A 16292-nucleotide genomic window follows, 5' to 3' on the forward strand; every position below is an offset into this window, starting at 1 on the left:
TTCTCCGGTGGGGTATTCGGATGGCCGAAGGCCGTGGACAGCCTACGCGTGCTGCAGACCGATGGCGACATCGGTCGGGCGGACCGGGGCGGGCAGTTCCGTCTCGCCCATGAGGAACTCGTCGACGCGCGCTGCGGCGGCACGTCCCTCGGCGATGGCCCACACGATGAGCGACTGACCGCGCCCCGCGTCGCCGGCCACGAACACACCCGAAGCGGTCGCCTGATACTCGTCGTCGCGGCGCAGGATGCCCCGGTCGGTGAACTGGGCGCCCAGCTGCTCCTCGAGTCCGGCGCGCTCGGGCCCGGTGAAGCCCATCGCGATGAGCACCAGGTCGGCGGGGATGTCGCGCTCCGTGCCGCTCTTGGGCACACGACGGCCGTCGACGAACTCGGTCTCGGCCACGCGCAGCGCGCGCACCTCGCCGGCGTCGTTGCTCAGGAACTCCACGGTCGAGGCGAGGTAGCTGCGCTCCCCGCCTTCCTCGTGGGCCGACGAGACCTCGAACACGGTCGGGGCCATCGGCCACGGCTGGTGGTCGGGGCGCTCGGACGGCGGCTGCTTGCCGATCGCGAGGTTGGTGACGCTCAGGGCGCCGTGGCGGTGCGCCGTCCCGATGCAGTCCGCGCCGGTGTCGCCGCCGCCGATGACCACGACGTGCTTGCCCTCGGCGCTGATCTGGTTCGGCACGCTGTCTCCTGCGACCGCACGGTTGGACTCGACGAGGTACTCCATGGCGAAGTGCACGCCGGCGAGGTCGCGTCCCGGGATGGGGAGGTCTCGGGGGATCGTCGCGCCGGTCGCGATGACCACGGCGTCATAGCGGGCCCGCAGGTCCGCCCACGAGATGTCCTTGCCGATCTCGACGCCCGCTCGGAAGCGCGTGCCCTCGTCCTGCATCTGCCGCAGGCGCGATTCGAGGTGGCGCTTCTCCATCTTGAAATCGGGGATGCCGTAGCGCAGGAGTCCGCCGATCCGGTCGTCGCGCTCGAAGACCGCGACGGTGTGACCCGCGCGGGTCAGCTGCTGGGCTGCGGCCAGACCCGCCGGTCCGGAACCGACGACGGCGACCGTCTTGCCGGTGAGGCGGCCCGGAGGCTCCGCTTCCACCCACCCGTTCGCGAAGGCCTCGTCGATCGTCGAGACCTCGATCTGCTTGATCGTCACGGCGGGCTGGTTGATGCCCAGCACGCACGCGCTCTCGCAGGGGGCCGGGCACAGGCGGCCCGTGAACTCGGGGAAGTTGTTGGTGGCGTGCAGGCGCTCGATGGCCGAGCGCCCCTCGCCGCGCCACGTGAGGTCGTTCCACTCCGGGATCAGATTGCCCAGGGGGCAGCCCTGATGACAGAACGGGATGCCGCAGTCCATGCACCGCCCCGCCTGTCGGCGGATGACGGCGGAATCGGCGTTCTCGTACACTTCCTTCCAGTCCATGATGCGGACCGGAACGGGCCGGCGGGGCGGGAGCTCCCGCTCGGTGACTTTCAGAAAGCCCTTCGGGTCAGCCACCCGTCACCTCCAGAATGCGTCCCCAGACGACGTCGCCGTCGGGGTCGAGCCCCTCGGCAACCGCCGCCTGGCGGGTCTGCAGCACGGCCGCGTAATCGCGCGGGAGCACCCGCACGAACCGGCCGAGCTCGTTGTCGAAGTCGTCGAGCATCGCCTGCGCGAGCGTCGACCCGGTCTCGGCGACGTGCTGCACCAACAGGTCGCGCAGGATCTCGGCATCGCCGGACCCCAGTTCCCCGAGCTCCAGTTCGCCCGCCGCGAGCGCCTCGCGGTTGACCAGTTCGCGCTGGAGGCCGTAGACGTAGGCGGTTCCGCCCGACATGCCGGCCCCGAGGTTGCGGCCGGTGTCGCCGAGGATGACGGCGAGGCCGCCCGTCATGTACTCGAGCGCGTGGTCGCCGACGCCTTCGACGACGGCGGTCGCTCCGGAGTTGCGGACGAAGAACCGTTCGCCCACCACGCCGCGCAGGAACATCGTGCCCTGCGTCGCGCCGTAGCCGATGACGTTGCCCGCGATGACGTTCTGCGACGCATCGAAGGTGGCCCCGCGCGGCGGACGCACGACGATCTGGCCGCCGGACAGGCCCTTGCCCACGTAGTCGTTGGAGTCGCCCTCGAGTCGCAGGGTGATGCCGGCTGGGAGGAACGCCCCGAACGACTGCCCCGCAGATCCGGTGAGGTCGATCTCGATCGATCCGGTCGGCAGGCCGTTGGCGCCGTGAGCGCGCGTGACGTGGTGACCGAGCATGGTCCCGACCGCGCGGGCGGTGTTGCGGATCGGCAGGCCGATGCGGACGTGGCCACCGTGGGCGATGACATCCTGGGCCCGCTCGATCAGCGCGACGTCGAAATGCTCGTCGAGCTCGTGGTCCTGCGGGCGGAAGTTCCTTCGCGGCTCGTCTTCGGCGAACACGGGCCCGCCGATGACGGGGGCCAGGTCCAGCCCGCTCGCCTTCCAGTGGTGGATGGCACCGTCGACATCGAGCAGCTCGGTGTGGCCGATCGCCTCATCGAGCGTGCGGAAGCCGAGCTCCGCGAGATACTCGCGCACCTCTTCGGCGATGAACTCCATGAAGTTCACGACGAACTCGGGTTTGCCCGTGAACCGGGCGCGCAGCGCGGGGTTCTGCGTGGCGACGCCCACCGGGCAGGTGTCGAGGTGGCACACGCGCATCATGATGCAGCCCGAGACCACGAGCGGCGCCGTGGCGAAGCCGAACTCCTCGGCACCCAGCAGTGCGCCGACGATCACGTCGCGCCCGGTCTTGAGCTGACCGTCGACCTGCACCACGACGCGGTCCCGCATGCCGTTGAGCATGAGGGTCTGCTGCGTCTCGGCGAGTCCCAGCTCCCACGGGGTGCCGGCGTGCTTGAGGGAATTCAGAGGGCTCGCGCCCGTGCCGCCGTCCTGCCCCGAGACGAGGATGACATCGGCCAGCGCCTTGGCGGTGCCTGCCGCGACGGCGCCGATCCCCGACTGGCTCACGAGCTTGACGTGCACGCGTGCGCCCGGGTTGGCGCGCTTGAGATCGAAGATGAGCTGCTTGAGGTCTTCGATCGAGTAGATGTCGTGATGCGGGGGCGGGGAGATGAGACCCACGCCGGCCGTCGCATGACGCGTGCGGGCGACCCACGGGTACACCTTCGTCGGCGGCAGCTGTCCGCCCTCGCCGGGCTTGGCGCCCTGGGCGAGTTTGATCTGGATGTCGTCGGACTCCGTCAGGTAGAGGCTCGTGACGCCGAACCGGCCGGAGGCCACCTGCTTGATGGCGCTGCGGCGCTCCGGGTCGAGGAGTCGGTCGACGTCCTCGCCGCCCTCGCCGGTGTTGGACTTGCCGCCGATGCGGTTCATCGCCACCGCGAGCGTCTCGTGCGCCTCCTGCGAGATGGAGCCGTAGCTCATCGCGCCGGTGGAGAAGCGCTTGACGATCGCCGAGACCGGCTCCACCTCATCGAGGGGAACGGGCGTGCGCTGTTCGGTCTTCAGCCGGAACAGTCCGCGCAGCGTCTTCAGCTCATGCGCCTGGTCGTCGACGAGCTTGGTGTACTCGCGGAAGATGTCGTAGCGACGTGTCCGCGTGGAGTGCTGCAGACGGAACACGGTCTCGGGGTTGAACAGGTGAGGCGATCCGTCGCGTCGCCACTGGTACTCGCCGCCGGTCCACAACCGCTCGTGGGCCCGTACGGCGGCGTCTTCGGGGTATGCGTACGCGTGGCGAGCGGCGTTCTCGGCGGCGATGACGTCGAGCCCCACTCCCCCGAGCTTCGTCTCGGTCCCCGTGAAGAAGGCGTCGACGAACTCGTGCGAGAGGCCGATCGCCTCGAACACCTGAGCACCCGCGTACGACGACACCGTCGAGATGCCCATCTTCGACATGATCTTCAGCACACCCTTGCCGAGGGCGTAGATCAGGTTCTTGACGGCCTTCTCGGGGGTGACGCCGTTGATGTACCCGGCGCGGACGAGGTATTCCACCGTCTCCATGGCCAGGTAGGGGTTGACCGCTGACGCACCGTAGCCGATCAGCGTCGCGACGTGGTGGACCTCCCGCACGTCTCCCGCTTCGACGACGAGCCCGACCTTCATCCGGGTCTGCTTGCGGATGAGGTGGTGGTGCACGGCCGCGAGCATGAGCAGCGACGGGATCGGTGCCAGGTCCTTGTTCGAGTCGCGGTCGCTCAGGACGATGAACTCCGCGCCGTCCTCGATCGCGTGATCGACCTCCACGCACATCTGCTCGAGCCGCTTGCGCATGCCCTTGTGTCCGGCTTCGACGCGGTACAGCCCGCGGATCGTGACCGAACTCCGCCCGGGCAGGGCCGTGTCGATGTGCTGGATCTTGGCAAGCTCGTCGTTGTCGATGACGGGGAAGTCGAGGGTGACCGTCCTGGCGTGGTCGGGTCCCCACGTCAGCAGGTTCCGCTCGGGGCCGAGACCCAGCGAGAGCGAGGTGACGACCTCTTCGCGGATGGAGTCCAGCGGCGGGTTGGTGACCTGTGCGAACTGCTGGGTGAAGTAGTCGAAGAGCAGCCGTGGACGATCGCTGAGGACGGCGACCGGCGTGTCGCTGCCCATCGCCCCGAGCGGCTCGGCACCGTTCTGGCCCATGGGGGTCAGGAGGATCCTGACTTCCTCCTCGGTGTACCCGAAGGTGCGCTGACGGCGCGTGATCGAGGCGATCGGGTGGACGATGTGCTCGCGCTCGGGAAGGTCGGCGAGCTTGACGCGACCGGCATCCAGCCACTCCTGCCAGGGCTCGAGGGTGGCCAGCTCGCGCTTGATCTCCTCGTCCTCGACGATGCGGCGCTGTGCGGTGTCGACGAGGAACATCCGGCCCGGGCGCAGCCGGCCACGACGCTTGATCCGGGCGGGCTCGAAGTCGAGAACGCCGGTCTCGCTGCCGATCACGATGAGACCGTCGGTGGTCTCGGTCCAGCGGCCAGGACGCAGTCCGTTGCGGTCGAGGGTCGCACCGACGAGGGTGCCGTCGGTGAAGATCAGGGCGGCCGGCCCGTCCCACGGCTCCATCTGTCCCGAGTGGTACTCGTAGAACGCGCGCAGGTCGGGATCCATGTCGGCCTGCTTCTCGTAGGCCTCGGGAACCATCATCATGATCGCGTGCGGAAGGCTCCTGCCGGTGAGGGTGAGCAGTTCCAGCACCTCGTCGAACGACGCCGAGTCACTCGCCCCCGGTGTGCAGATGGGCAGGAGCGGCTCGATCTCGCCGAGCAGCTCGGACTCGAGCTGCGACTGCCGCGCCCGCATCCAGTTGCGGTTGCCGTTGACGGTGTTGATCTCGCCGTTGTGGGCGAGCATCCGCAAGGGCTGCGCGAGCGGCCACGACGGGAAGGTGTTGGTGGAGTAGCGCGAGTGGACGACCGCGAGCTCCGAGGCGAACCGCTCGTCCTGAAGATCGGGGTAGAACGGCTCCAGCTGGAGCGTGGTGACCATGCCCTTGTAGCCCAGGGTGCGCGAGGACAGCGACACGAAGTACGCGTTGAGCTCGGTGCGCGCACGCTTGCGCAGCCGGAACGTGCGGCGATCGAGGGCGAGCCCCGACAGGGCGGGGGCGTCCCCCACCGCCGGCCGAGAGACGAACAGCTGCTCGAACGCCGGTCGAGCGTCGAACGCGAGCCGGCCGAGATTCTCGTCGGACGTCGGCACTTCGCGCCAGCCGAGCACCTCGAGGTTCTCGCTCGCGGCGAGGCGCTCGATGCCGGCCTTCTGTGCAGCGCGCTCCTCTTCGCCGCGGGGCAGGAAGATCATGCCGGCGGCGTACTCCCCCATCGGGGGCAGGTCGAAGTCGACGACGGATCGCAGGAACTCGTCGGGCATCTGCGTGAGGATGCCTGCGCCGTCGCCGGTTCCGGCATCCGACCCGATGGCTCCGCGGTGCTCGAGGTTGCGCAGCGCGGTCAGGGCCAGGTCGATGATGTCGTGACCGGCGTGACCGCGCAGGGTCGCCACCATGGCCAGACCGCAGGCGTCCTTCTCGAAGTCGGGGTTGTACATCCCCTGCTTGGGGGGGAACGCGTCCAGTCGGTGCGCGCTTGCCGCCTCGGACGAGGCGCCGTGACGGGGGCTCGAAGAAGCCATACCTACCGTCCTCACGTTGATGCTCAAGATGGGACGACGTCGGCCCGGGGTGCTCCGCCATGGGAGCATGCGTTATTTCGTGGCGACAGAGCTTGTGGCTGTGCTCGCGGGGACGTCGTCGGTCTGCGGTTCGCTGACGTCGACGAAGTCATCGGTGTTCTGCGATTGTACAGAACCTTCGGGCGCCCACTCGCGGCCCGGCACGTACGGGGACGGCTCGAAGCCCGGGTGGCGGCGCTTCTGGATGACGATGATGGCCAGGCCGATGACGACGCCGAGGATGGCCGCCCACACGTTGGTGCGCAGCCCGAGGATGATCTCGCTCGGATCGATGCGGATGGACTCCCACACGATGCGGCCCGCGCTGTACCACGCCAGGTAGGCGCCGAACAGGCGCCCCCACTGCATGCGCGTGCCGCGTCCCAGCCACAGCAGGACCGCGACGCCGAGGACGTTCCAGACGACCTCGTACAGGAACGTGGGGTGGAAGAGGGTCCCCGCTTCAAGGCCGGGCGGGAAGGCGGCGTTGTCGCTGTCGATCTCGAGACCCCAGGGCAGGTCGGTGGGAAGCCCGAACAGCTCCTGGTTGAACCAGTTGCCGAACCTGCCGATGGCCTGGGCGAGCAGGATGCCGGGAGCCAGGGCGTCCGCGAAGGTCCAGAAGCGGATCCCGGTCCAGCGGCAGCCGAGCCAGGCTCCGACGGCCCCGCCGATCAGGGCGCCGTAGATCGCGATGCCGCCCTCCCAGATGTACAGGGCGGTCAGCGGATCCGCGCCGGGTCCGAAGTAGAAGTCCCAGTGGGTGAGCACGTGGTAGATCCGAGCCGCCACGATCGCCAGGGGGACCGCGACGAGGGCGATGTCGATGACGACCCACGGCTCCGCACCGCGTCTGGTGAGGCGGTGATTGGTCAGCAGGACGGCGGCGATGATGCCGGCGATGATGCACAGCGCGTAGAAGTGGATGCGCAGGGGGCCGAGGTCGATGAAGCTCACCGAGGGGCTCGGGATGCTGGAGACGACGCTGAGAGCGAAGCTGTTCGCGGCGTGGATCATGGCAGTCGAGGTCCTTGGAGTCGGGATCGCCGGCGTCGGCCGACGTGAGAAGTCTAGAGCGCGTGAGTCGCCGTGCCCGCGGCGAGCTCGCGCGCGGTCGCCGACAGACCCGGCACACCGCCGTCGCGGAGAGCCCGGACGAGGGCGGTTCCGACGATCGCACCGTCGGCGTACTCGAGTACGCCCGACACCTGGCCCGGGGTCGAGATGCCGATGCCGACGCACGCGTGCTGGGCGCCGTGCGCGCGAAGCCGCTCGACCAGCGTGCGCGCGGCAGCATCCAGCTCGGCCCGCTCACCGGTGATGCCCATGGTCGAGACGGTGTAGACGAAGCCGGTGGAGCGGGAGACGATGAGCTCGAGCCGCTCGTCCGTCGAGGTGGGAGCGGCAAGGAACACCCGGTCCAGCCCCGTGCGCTCGCTCGCGGCGATCCACTCCTCCGCGGCATCCGGGGTGATGTCCGGAGTGATCAGACCCGCGCCGCCGGCGGCCAGGAGCTCGTCGGCATAGCGGTCGACGCCGAACTGCATGACGGGGTTCCAGTACGTCATGACGAGCACCGGGACGTCCACGCGCCGCGTGATCTCGCGGACCGCGGTGAAGGTGTCACGGAGCTTGAATCCCGCTGCGAGCGCCGTCTGCGTCGCCTCCTGGATGACCGTGCCGTCCATGACCGGATCGGAATACGGCGGCCCGAGCTCGAGCACGTCCGCTCCGGCTTCGGCAAGGGCGACGGCGGCGTCGATGCTCGTCTGCAGGTCGGGGAACCCGAGCGGCAGGTACCCGACGAAGGCGCCGCGACCGGCGTCGTGCGCGGCTTGGATGGCGGCGGCGACGCGAGAGGTCACAGCTTCGTCCCCTCGCCCTTGGCTTCGTCCGCGGGCGCCACCGGCGAGCCGTCGTGGAGCGCCTCGGCGTCGTAGAGCTCGAACCAGCGCGCCGCGGTGTCCATGTCCTTGTCGCCGCGGCCCGAGAGGTTGATCGCGAGGATCGCGTCGGGGCCGAGCTCGCGTCCGATCCGCAGTGCCCCCGCCAGCGCGTGGGCGGACTCGATCGCGGGGATGATCCCCTCGGTGCGCGAGAGCAGCCGCAGCGCCTCCATGGCTTCGGTGTCGGTGGCCGGGATGTACTGCGCCCGACCGATCGCGGCGAGCCACGCGTGCTCCGGGCCGACGCCGGGGTAGTCCAGACCCGCCGAGATGGAGTGGGACTCCACGGTCTGGCCGTCCTCGTCCTGCAACACGAAGGTCCGTGCTCCGTGGAGCACGCCGGCGCGTCCTCGCCCGATCGAGGCGGCGTGGCGTGGGGTGTCGACGCCGTCGCCGGCGGCTTCCACTCCGTAGAGCTTCACGTCGGCGTCGTCGAGGAAGGCGTCGAACATGCCGATGGCGTTGGATCCTCCGCCCACGCAGGCGAAGACGGCATCCGGCAGCCGGCCGACCTCGTCGAGCAGCTGAGCGCGGGCCTCCTCGCCGATGACCTTCTGGAAGTCCCGCACCATGGCGGGGAAGGGATGCGGACCGGCTGCGGTCCCGAAGATGTAGTTGGTGGTCTCGACGCTGGCGACCCAGTCGCGGTAGGCGTCGTTGATGGCGTCCTTCAGCGTGCGGGATCCGGTCGTGACGGGGACGACCTCCGCGCCGAGCAGGCGCATCCGGGCCACGTTGAGCGCCTGACGCTCGGTGTCGACCTCGCCCATGTAGATCGTGCAGTCGAGACCGAACAGTGCGGCTGCGGTCGCGGTGGCCACGCCGTGCTGGCCGGCGCCGGTCTCGGCGATCACGCGCGTCTTGCCCAGGCGCTTGGTGAGCAGCGCCTGGCCGAGCACGTTGTTGATCTTGTGCGAGCCGGTGTGGTTGAGGTCCTCGCGCTTGAGGAAGACGCGGCCGCCTCCGGCGTGGGCGGCGAAGCGGGGCACCTCGGTGATGATCGAGGGGCGACCCGCGTAGGTGCGCAGCAGATGCGTGAACTCGGCCTGGAAGGCGGGGTCCGCCTTGGCCGCCTCGTACTCGACGGTGAGTTCGTCGATCGCGGCGATGAGGGACTCGGGCATGTACCGCCCGCCGAAGTCTCCGAAGAACGGTCCGGGTGCTTCTCGCAGGCTCACAGCGTCTCCTCACGTGCGCCGCGCGTGTCGCCCGCCTCGAGGAACGCGGCCATGGTGGTGACGGGGTCGCCCGTCACCAGGGCTTCGCCGATCAGCACGACGTCGGCGCCCGCTCGGCGGTAGTGGGTGACGTCGGCGGGGGTGAGAACCGCGGACTCCGCGATCTTCACCGCATCGGCGGGGATCCGCTCGACGAGCCGGCCGAACAGGTCGCGGTCCAGCTCGAAGGTCGAGAGGTCGCGGGCGTTGACACCGATGAGGCGGGCGCCGACGTCGGCGGCCCGGTCGACTTCGTCGGCCGAGTGCGTCTCGACCAGGGGGGTCATTCCCAGCTCGAGGGTGAGGGCGTGCAGTCGGGTCAGCACGGAATCGTCGAGGGCCGCCACGATCAGCAGCACGAGATCGGCGCCCGCCGCGCGGGCCTCGAGCACCTGGTACTCGGTGGCGATGAAGTCCTTGCGCAGGACGGGGACGCTGACGGCGGCGCGTACGGCTTCGAGATCGGCGAGGCTGCCCTTGAACCGGCGGCCCTCGGTGAGGACCGAGATCGCGGACGCACCCCCCTGCTGGTACAGCAGGGCCTGGAGGGCGGGATCGGGGATCGCGGCGAGGTCGCCGCGGGACGGGCTCGCGCGCTTGACCTCGGCGATGATGCGCACACGCTCCGCGGGAGCGAGGGAGGAGAGGGCGTCACGCGCGGGAGCCTGTGCGGCGGCGGCACGCTCGACCTCAGCCAGAGGCCTCGAGGATGCGCGCGTCTCGGCGTCCTGTACCGCGCCGGCCGTGAGGTCGGCGAGAACCATCAGTGCTCTTTCGTCAGGTACTTCGAACCGCCGACGCCGTACCCGGCCTTGGCCATCGCCCAGCCGACGATCAGTCCGACGAGGACGAGGGCGGCGGACGCCCACACGAGCCAGGCCACAGAGAAGAAGAACGCGACCGTGCCGATCGTGATCGCGACGAGCATGATCACGACAGCGGTCCAGGCGGCGGGCGAGTGTCCGTGGCCGGGATCGCCGATGGGGTTGCTCATGGATGTCCTCCGGAAGTGCGCGGGCCCCGCAAGTCTAGCGGGTCGATGAGGTGGGATCCTCGCCCCGGGACAGGTCGTCCCACGAGTCGATGGCGTCGTGCGGGCGCGACGACGCGGCGTTCGCGTCGCGCGGCGCAGGGCCGGTCCGGTACCGCCGATCGCTCGCGGCCCAGTGATGCGCGGTGGCGAGCACGAAGGCGCCGGCCGCCAGGAGCAGCATCCCGCAGACCAGTGAGATCGCGGGCCACGGCGTGGCGGCGATGTCGGAGACGAGGTCCGAGACGGCGCCGATGCCGGTGATGCCGGTCGCCTCCGTCACGGCGGCGGCGACCGACTGCACGGGCGGGTCGACGACGACGGGCCAGACGAGGGCGAGCAGCGCGCCGCCGATGAGCGCGCAGAGGACGCCGAACGCGTAGCGGAGGATCGGCCCCGCGATGGACAGCGCCGCTCCCAGTGCCAGAGCCGCGAGGTTCAGCGGCGTGAGCAGGGCCACGGCGTCGGCGCCGGCGACCTGCAGCGGCTCGGAGGCGCCGTCGCGCAGTGTGGCGGAGAGCCACACCTGTGTGGACGAGATGACGCCGAGGGCTGCCGCGGCCAGGATGACCAGGACGGCGATCAGGCGCGCGCGCCGCCTCACGGTGCGGTGACGGGGTCGAGGTCGTCGGCGTCGAAGCACGTGCGCGTGCCGGTGTGGCAGGCGACCCCGACCTGGTCGACGGTGATCAGCACGGCATCTCCGTCGCAGTCGAGCCGCGCTCCGCGCACCAGCTGGATGTGGCCGGAGGTGTCGCCCTTGCGCCAGTACTCGCGCCGGGATCGCGACCAGAACGTCACGCGTCCCTCGGTGAGGGTGCGCCGCAGGGCCTCGGCGTCCATCCAACCCAGCATGAGCACCTCGCCGCTGTCCCACTGCTGGATGATGGCGGCGACCAGTCCGTCGGCGTTGAACGCGACGCGCTCGATGCGCTCCTGCACGGTGCCGCTCACGCCGCCACCACCTCGCGCACGTCGATGCCGTCGGCGCGCATCGCGGCCTTGACGTCGCCGACGGTGAGCTGTCCGGAGTGGAAGACGGATGCGGCCAGGACCGCGTCCGCCCCCGCCGAGATCGCCGGACCGAAATGCTCCGCGCTGCCGGCTCCTCCCGAGGCGATCACGGGGACGCTGGAGACCTCGCGCATGAGGGAGACGAGCTCCAGGTCGAAACCCTGCTTCGTCCCGTCGGCGTCGATCGAGTTCACCAGCAGTTCCCCTGCTCCCCGCTCGATGGCTTCGCGCGCCCAGGCCAGCGCATCCAGGGCCGTCTCGGTGCGACCGCCGTGTGTGGTCACGACGAACCCCGAGTCCGTCGCGGGCGATCGCTTGACGTCCAGCGACAGCACGAGCACCTGCGCGCCGAAGCGGTCCGCGATCTCGTCGAGGAGGGCGGGGCGCGCGATGGCGGCCGAGTTCACCCCGATCTTGTCCGCACCCATGCCCAGGAGACGCGCGACGTCCTCGGTGGTGCGCACCCCTCCCCCGACGGTGAGCGGGATGAAGACCTCTTCCGCCGTGCGGCGGACGACGTCGTAGGTGGTCGCCCGCTCGTCGACGGTCGCGGTCACGTCGAGGAACGTGAGCTCGTCGGCACCCTGACGGAAGTACTCGCGAGCCAGTTCGACCGGGTCGCCCATATCGCGGAGGTTCTCGAAATTGACGCCCTTCACCACGCGACCGGCGGCCACGTCGAGGCACGGGATGACCCGGCAGACGAGGCTCATCAGAGTCTCGCGTTGTGGATCGCGGTCACCAGGATCGCCCGGGCGCCGATGGCGTAGAGGTCGTCCATCACCTTGTTGACGCTCTTGCGGGCGACCATGACGCGCACCGCGACCCACTCGGGGTCGCGCAGCGGCGAGATGGTCGGGGACTCGATGCCCCCCGCGATCGCGACCGCTTCGTCGACCAGGGATGCCGGCAGGTCGTAGTCGACCATGACGTAGCGCCGGGCGACCATCACACCGCGGAGCCTGCGCAGCAGCGTCTCGGTGCCGTCGGCGTCGGTCGGGCCGGCGATGAGCACGGCCTCGGACTTCAGGATCTCGGGCCCGAAGACCTCGAGCCCGGCCTGACGGAGGGTGGTGCCGGTCTCGACCACGTCGGCGATCGCGTCGGCCACGCCGAGGCGGACCGCGGATTCCACCGCGCCGTCGAGGGGGACGAGGTCCACGGCCACGCCGTGGGAGTCCAGGAAGGAGTCCACCAGCCCGGGGTAGGACGTGGCGATGCGGACGCCGTCGAGGTCGGTCAGTTCGCGGAAGCGGCCGGGCGGGGCGGCGAAGCGGAAGGTCGACCCGGCGAAGCCCAAGGCCTCGATCTCGCGGGCACCGGGCATGCGGGCGTCGCGGAGCAGATCCCGTCCCGTGATGCCGACGTCGAGGGCGCCGGAGCCGACGTAGGTGGCGATGTCCTTCGGGCGCAGATAGAAGAACTCGACCTCGTTGACCGGGTCGATGATGTGCAGGTCCTTGGGGTCCCGGCGTCCGGTGTAACCGGCCTCGGAGAGCATGTCGGAGGCGGTTTCGGCGAGTGATCCCTTGTTGGGCACGGCGATGCGCAGCATGGTTCGGCTTTCTCGTTCGTGGCGGGCGGGAGGCGGCTCAGAGATGTCGGTAGACATCCTCGAGGCTCAGGCCCTTGGCCAGCATGAGCACCTGCAGGTGGTAGAGCAGCTGCGAGATCTCCTCGGCGGCGGCATCCGAGGATTCGTACTCGGCGGCCATCCACACCTCGGCGGCCTCTTCGACGATCTTCTTGCCGATGGCGTGGACGCCGGCGTCGAGCTGCGCGACGGTTCCCGATCCCTCGGGCCGCTCGGCCGCTTTGGCGGAGAGCTCCGCGAACAGTGCGTCGAACGTCTTCACCCTGCAAGGGTAGCGAACGGCGCGCCGCGCCCGCGCCGCGTGACGCCCGTCAGTGCCGGTGGTGGCGTGCGGCGGCGGCGCGCAGTCCCGAGATCGCCGACTCGGGATCGTCGGCGCCGAAGACGGCGGAGCCGGCCACGAAGGTGTCGGCGCCCGCCTCGGCCGCCTGCGCGATCGTCGATTCTCCTATGCCCCCGTCCACCTGCAGCCACACCGACGAGCCGCGGGTACGCGCTTCGTCGGCCAGGAGGCGCAGCTTCGGCATCGTCTCGGGCATGAAGGACTGCCCCCCGAATCCGGGTTCGACCGTCATGACCAGGATCTGATCGAACTCGTTGAGCACGTCGAAGAGTCCTTCGACGGGCGTCCCGGGCTTCACGGCGACGCCGGCGCGCGCTCCCCGCGCGCGAAGGGCACGGGCGAGGGCGACGGGCTCGGCCGCAGCCTCGAGGTGGAACGTGACCGACGCGGCGCCGAGCTCGGCGTACTCCGGGGCCCACCGGTCCGGGGAGTCGATCATCAGGTGGACGTCCAGCGGAACGGGGCTGGTCTGCTGTATCCGCTCGACCATCTGGGGTCCGAATGTCAGGTTCGGCACGAAGTGGTTGTCCATCACATCGACATGGACGAAGTCCGCTGCGGCGATGCGGGCGAGTTCCGCCTGCATGTTCACGAAGTCGGCGGCGAGGATGCTGGGGTTGATGCGGATGCCGTCGTCCCGGGTCTCTTCGCGATGTTGCACGCGTCCATTATGGCCGAGCCCGGCATCCGTCCCGGGCCGGTAGGCACCTCACACGCGCTGGAGCAGCGAGATCGACATGGCGTCGGTGCCGTGGCGGTGCGGCCACAGCTGCGCGCGTCCGGATCCGTCCTTCTGCGCCGGGAGGTCGAGCTCGCCGACGCTCGCGGTGGCGACGGCGTCGCGCGCCGACAGCTCGGTCACGGCTGCGCCCCACTCCCGCCTGACCTCCGCGACGACCGCCGCGGTCTCTGCCAGGTGCGGCGAACAGGTCACGTAGGCGACGACGCCACCCGGCGCGAGCGCCCCGAGAGCGGCGCTGAGGAGCCCCGTCTGCAGGCTCGACAGCTCCGGGACGTCGGCGGGCGACTTGCGCCACCGCGCTTCCGGACGTCGCCGGAGGGCGCCCAGGCCCGTGCAGGGCGCGTCCACGAGGATGCGGTCGTAGGTGCCCGGGGCTGCTTCCGCCCGCACCCGACCGTCCTGCTCCGACACCGGGATGTCGGAGGGGATGCCGGCGACCGCCTGCCGGACCAGGCCCGCGCGGGCGGGTGAGATCTCGTTCGCCTCGAGGCGGGCGCCGTGCGCGAGAGCCTCGGCGGCGAGCACCGCCGTCTTGCCGCCGGGGCCGGCGCACAGATCGAGCCACCGCTCGCCGCTGCGCACCGGGGCGAAGCGGGTGAGGGCGAGCGCGGCCAGCTGCGATCCTTCGTCCTGAACGCGCACGCGACCCTCGGACGCGGTCACCGTCGCCTCGGGGTCGCCGCCGCCGAGTCGGAAGCCCAGCGGCGAGTAGGCCGTGCGGCGGACGTCCGCCGGGACCTCGGCCAGGCCGGGAAGGGCTGCCATCGTCACGCGCGGCGAGATGTTGTCGGCGCTCAGGAGCGCTTCGAGCTCGTCTGCCCGCCCCTCGGCGGCCAGTGCGCGACGGAAGGCGCGCACCACCCAGACGGGATGCGAGTAGACCAGGCCGAGGCGCTCGTCGTCCGAGCGGGCGGTCTCGGCGACGCGGGTCATCCACTCCCCCGGCGTGTCGCGGGCGATCCGCCGCAGGACGGCGTTGGCGAAGCCGGCGGGTCCGCGGCCGAGCACGGTGCGCGCCAGCTCGACGGACTCGTTGACGGCCGCGTGGCTGGCCACACGCGTGGCCAGCAGCTGGTGGACTCCCAGGCGCAGGGCGTCCAGCACCTCCGGGTCGATCTCGAGGACGCTGCGCTCGGCGGCGATCCCGATGATCGCGTCGTACGTGCCCTGCCGTCGGAGCGTGCCGTAGGTGAGCTCGGTCGCGAGTCCTGCGTCGGCGGTCGACAGACCCGCCCGCTCGATGGCCTTCGGCAGCAGCAGGTTCGCGTAGGCGTCCGACTCGTGCACGGCGCGGAGGGTGTCGAAGGCGACGCGGCGCGCCTGGCTCACCCGACTCACGATCCGGCCACCGGGTCGGGCGTGCGCAGGCCCCGCCACCAGTCGGCGGCGTTCATCATGCCCTTGCCCGCGGGCTGGACGGCGCGCAGCACGACCGGGTCGGTGCCTGTTCCCACGAGGACCTCACGGCCGTGCAGGGCCATCGAGCCGGGCGCGAGGGTCGGGCTGTCGGCGGGCGCGGACGTCGCCGCGCCGATCTTGAGCCGGACGCCGTCGATGGTGGTGTGGGCGCCGGGCTCGGGGGTCACGCCGCGCACGCGGGCGAGCACGGCATGGCTCGTGTCGTGCCAGCGGATGCGGGCATCCTCGAGTGTGAGCTTGGGCGCGAGGGTCGGCGCGCCCGTCTGGGGCGTGGCCACGGCGGTGCCGGCCGCGATGCCGTCGACGACGTCGGCGAGGACGTCCGCTCCGAGGACGGCCAGATCGGCCAAGAGGTCGGATGCCGTCGCGTCGGAGGGGATGGGAACGCGGCTCTCGGCGAAGACGTCACCGGCGTCGAGTTCGGGCACGAGCTGGAAGACACTGGCGCCGGTCTCGGTGTCTCCGGCGATCAGGGCGTGCTGCACCGGGGCGGCGCCGCGCCAGCGCGGCAGGAGGGAGAAGTGGAGGTTGATCCAGCCGTATGCGGGCGCGGACAGCAGGGGCTCGCGCACGAGACCGCCGTAGGCCACGATAACCCCCAGATCCGGGGTGGTGGCGGCGATGCGCGCAGCGGCGTCGGCGTCGAGCCTGTCGGTCTTGATGACCGGGATCCCGAGTTCGGCGGCGGTGGTGGCGACGGGCGACGGGGTCAGCACCCGTCTGCGTCCGAGCGGTGCGTCCCGGCGACTGACCACGGCGACCACCTCGTGCGGCGAGGCCGCCAGGCGGCGGAGGGAGGGGACGGCCGCTTGGGGCGTCCCGGCGAACACGAGGCGCATGTG

15 protein-coding genes are annotated in these 16292 nt (G+C 70.7%); all 15 read right to left on the bottom strand.

Annotated features, from left to right (window positions below; translation table 11 throughout):
• Positions 1-42: 42 nt before the first annotated feature.
• Positions 43-1509, bottom strand: coding sequence for a glutamate synthase subunit beta (locus Q9S36_RS13970; protein WP_311285638.1), 1467 nt, complete (start codon positions 1507-1509; stop codon positions 43-45).
• Positions 1502-6022 carry a glutamate synthase large subunit gene (gene gltB, locus Q9S36_RS13975; RefSeq protein WP_311285886.1) on the bottom strand — a complete coding sequence of 1507 codons (4521 nt, stop codon included), beginning with the start codon at positions 6020-6022 and terminating at the stop codon, positions 1502-1504. Before gltB ends, Q9S36_RS13970 begins: the two co-directional genes overlap by 8 nt.
• Before the next feature lie 156 nt (positions 6023-6178).
• Entirely contained in the window at positions 6179-7162 is a 984-nt protein-coding gene (gene lgt, locus Q9S36_RS13980; protein ID WP_311285639.1) for a prolipoprotein diacylglyceryl transferase, read from the bottom strand.
• A 53-nt stretch (positions 7163-7215) separates the two neighbouring features.
• Entirely contained in the window at positions 7216-8010 is a 795-nt protein-coding gene (trpA, locus tag Q9S36_RS13985; protein WP_251449626.1) for a tryptophan synthase subunit alpha, read from the bottom strand.
• The gene (gene trpB, locus Q9S36_RS13990; RefSeq protein ID WP_311285640.1) at positions 8007-9269 is read right to left on the bottom strand and encodes a tryptophan synthase subunit beta; all 1263 of its coding nucleotides are present in this window, start codon (positions 9267-9269) and stop codon (positions 8007-8009) included. The genes trpA and trpB overlap by 4 nt, the downstream gene beginning before the upstream one ends.
• Positions 9266-10072 carry an indole-3-glycerol phosphate synthase TrpC gene (trpC, locus tag Q9S36_RS13995; RefSeq protein ID WP_311285641.1) on the bottom strand — a complete coding sequence of 269 codons (807 nt, stop codon included), beginning with the start codon at positions 10070-10072 and terminating at the stop codon, positions 9266-9268. The genes trpB and trpC overlap by 4 nt, the downstream gene beginning before the upstream one ends.
• Positions 10072-10302, bottom strand: coding sequence for a DUF6704 family protein (locus tag Q9S36_RS14000; RefSeq protein WP_251449629.1), 231 nt, complete (start codon positions 10300-10302; stop codon positions 10072-10074). Before Q9S36_RS14000 ends, trpC begins: the two co-directional genes overlap by 1 nt.
• A 34-nt stretch (positions 10303-10336) precedes the next feature.
• Positions 10337-10942 carry a Trp biosynthesis-associated membrane protein gene (locus Q9S36_RS14005; protein WP_311285642.1) on the bottom strand — a complete coding sequence of 202 codons (606 nt, stop codon included), beginning with the start codon at positions 10940-10942 and terminating at the stop codon, positions 10337-10339.
• Positions 10939-11292: a phosphoribosyl-AMP cyclohydrolase gene (gene hisI, locus Q9S36_RS14010; protein ID WP_311285643.1), complete on the bottom strand. Its 354-nt coding sequence runs from the start codon at positions 11290-11292 to the stop codon at positions 10939-10941. Before hisI ends, Q9S36_RS14005 begins: the two co-directional genes overlap by 4 nt.
• The gene (hisF, locus tag Q9S36_RS14015) at positions 11289-12065 is read right to left on the bottom strand and encodes an imidazole glycerol phosphate synthase subunit HisF (RefSeq protein ID WP_311285644.1); all 777 of its coding nucleotides are present in this window, start codon (positions 12063-12065) and stop codon (positions 11289-11291) included. The genes hisI and hisF overlap by 4 nt, the downstream gene beginning before the upstream one ends.
• Entirely contained in the window at positions 12065-12907 is an 843-nt protein-coding gene (gene hisG, locus Q9S36_RS14020; RefSeq protein ID WP_251449633.1) for an ATP phosphoribosyltransferase, read from the bottom strand. The genes hisF and hisG overlap by 1 nt, the downstream gene beginning before the upstream one ends.
• 37 nt (positions 12908-12944) lie before the next feature.
• Positions 12945-13208, bottom strand: coding sequence for a phosphoribosyl-ATP diphosphatase (locus Q9S36_RS14025; RefSeq protein ID WP_251449634.1), 264 nt, complete (start codon positions 13206-13208; stop codon positions 12945-12947).
• A 49-nt stretch (positions 13209-13257) separates the two neighbouring features.
• Positions 13258-13950 (bottom strand): ribulose-phosphate 3-epimerase, encoded by a 693-nt coding sequence (rpe, locus tag Q9S36_RS14030; protein WP_311285645.1) that lies wholly within the window; start codon positions 13948-13950, stop codon positions 13258-13260.
• A gap of 48 nt (positions 13951-13998) precedes the next feature.
• A complete protein-coding gene (locus tag Q9S36_RS14035; RefSeq protein ID WP_311285646.1) occupies positions 13999-15360 on the bottom strand; it encodes a transcription antitermination factor NusB in 1362 nt (453 codons plus the stop codon).
• 5 nt (positions 15361-15365) lie between these two features.
• Positions 15366-16289: a methionyl-tRNA formyltransferase gene (gene fmt / locus Q9S36_RS14040; protein WP_251449636.1), complete on the bottom strand. Its 924-nt coding sequence runs from the start codon at positions 16287-16289 to the stop codon at positions 15366-15368.
• Positions 16290-16292 lie beyond the last annotated feature (3 nt).

Source organism: Microbacterium sp. ARD31 (assembly GCF_031844425.1).

Coding starts and splice junctions, on each gene's coding strand:
- gltB (WP_311285886.1), bottom strand. CDS start 6,022: ATGTACAACCCCGACTTCGAGAAGGACGCCTGCGGTCTGGCCATGGTG.
- lgt (WP_311285639.1), bottom strand. CDS start 7,162: ATGATCCACGCCGCGAACAGCTTCGCTCTCAGCGTCGTCTCCAGCATC.
- trpC (WP_311285641.1), bottom strand. CDS start 10,072: ATGGTTCTCGCCGACCTCACGGCCGGCGCGGTACAGGACGCCGAGACG.
- Q9S36_RS14000 (WP_251449629.1), bottom strand. CDS start 10,302: ATGAGCAACCCCATCGGCGATCCCGGCCACGGACACTCGCCCGCCGCC.
- hisF (WP_311285644.1), bottom strand. CDS start 12,065: ATGAGCCTCGTCTGCCGGGTCATCCCGTGCCTCGACGTGGCCGCCGGT.
- hisG (WP_251449633.1), bottom strand. CDS start 12,907: ATGCTGCGCATCGCCGTGCCCAACAAGGGATCACTCGCCGAAACCGCC.
- fmt (WP_251449636.1), bottom strand. CDS start 16,289: ATGCGCCTCGTGTTCGCCGGGACGCCCCAAGCGGCCGTCCCCTCCCTC.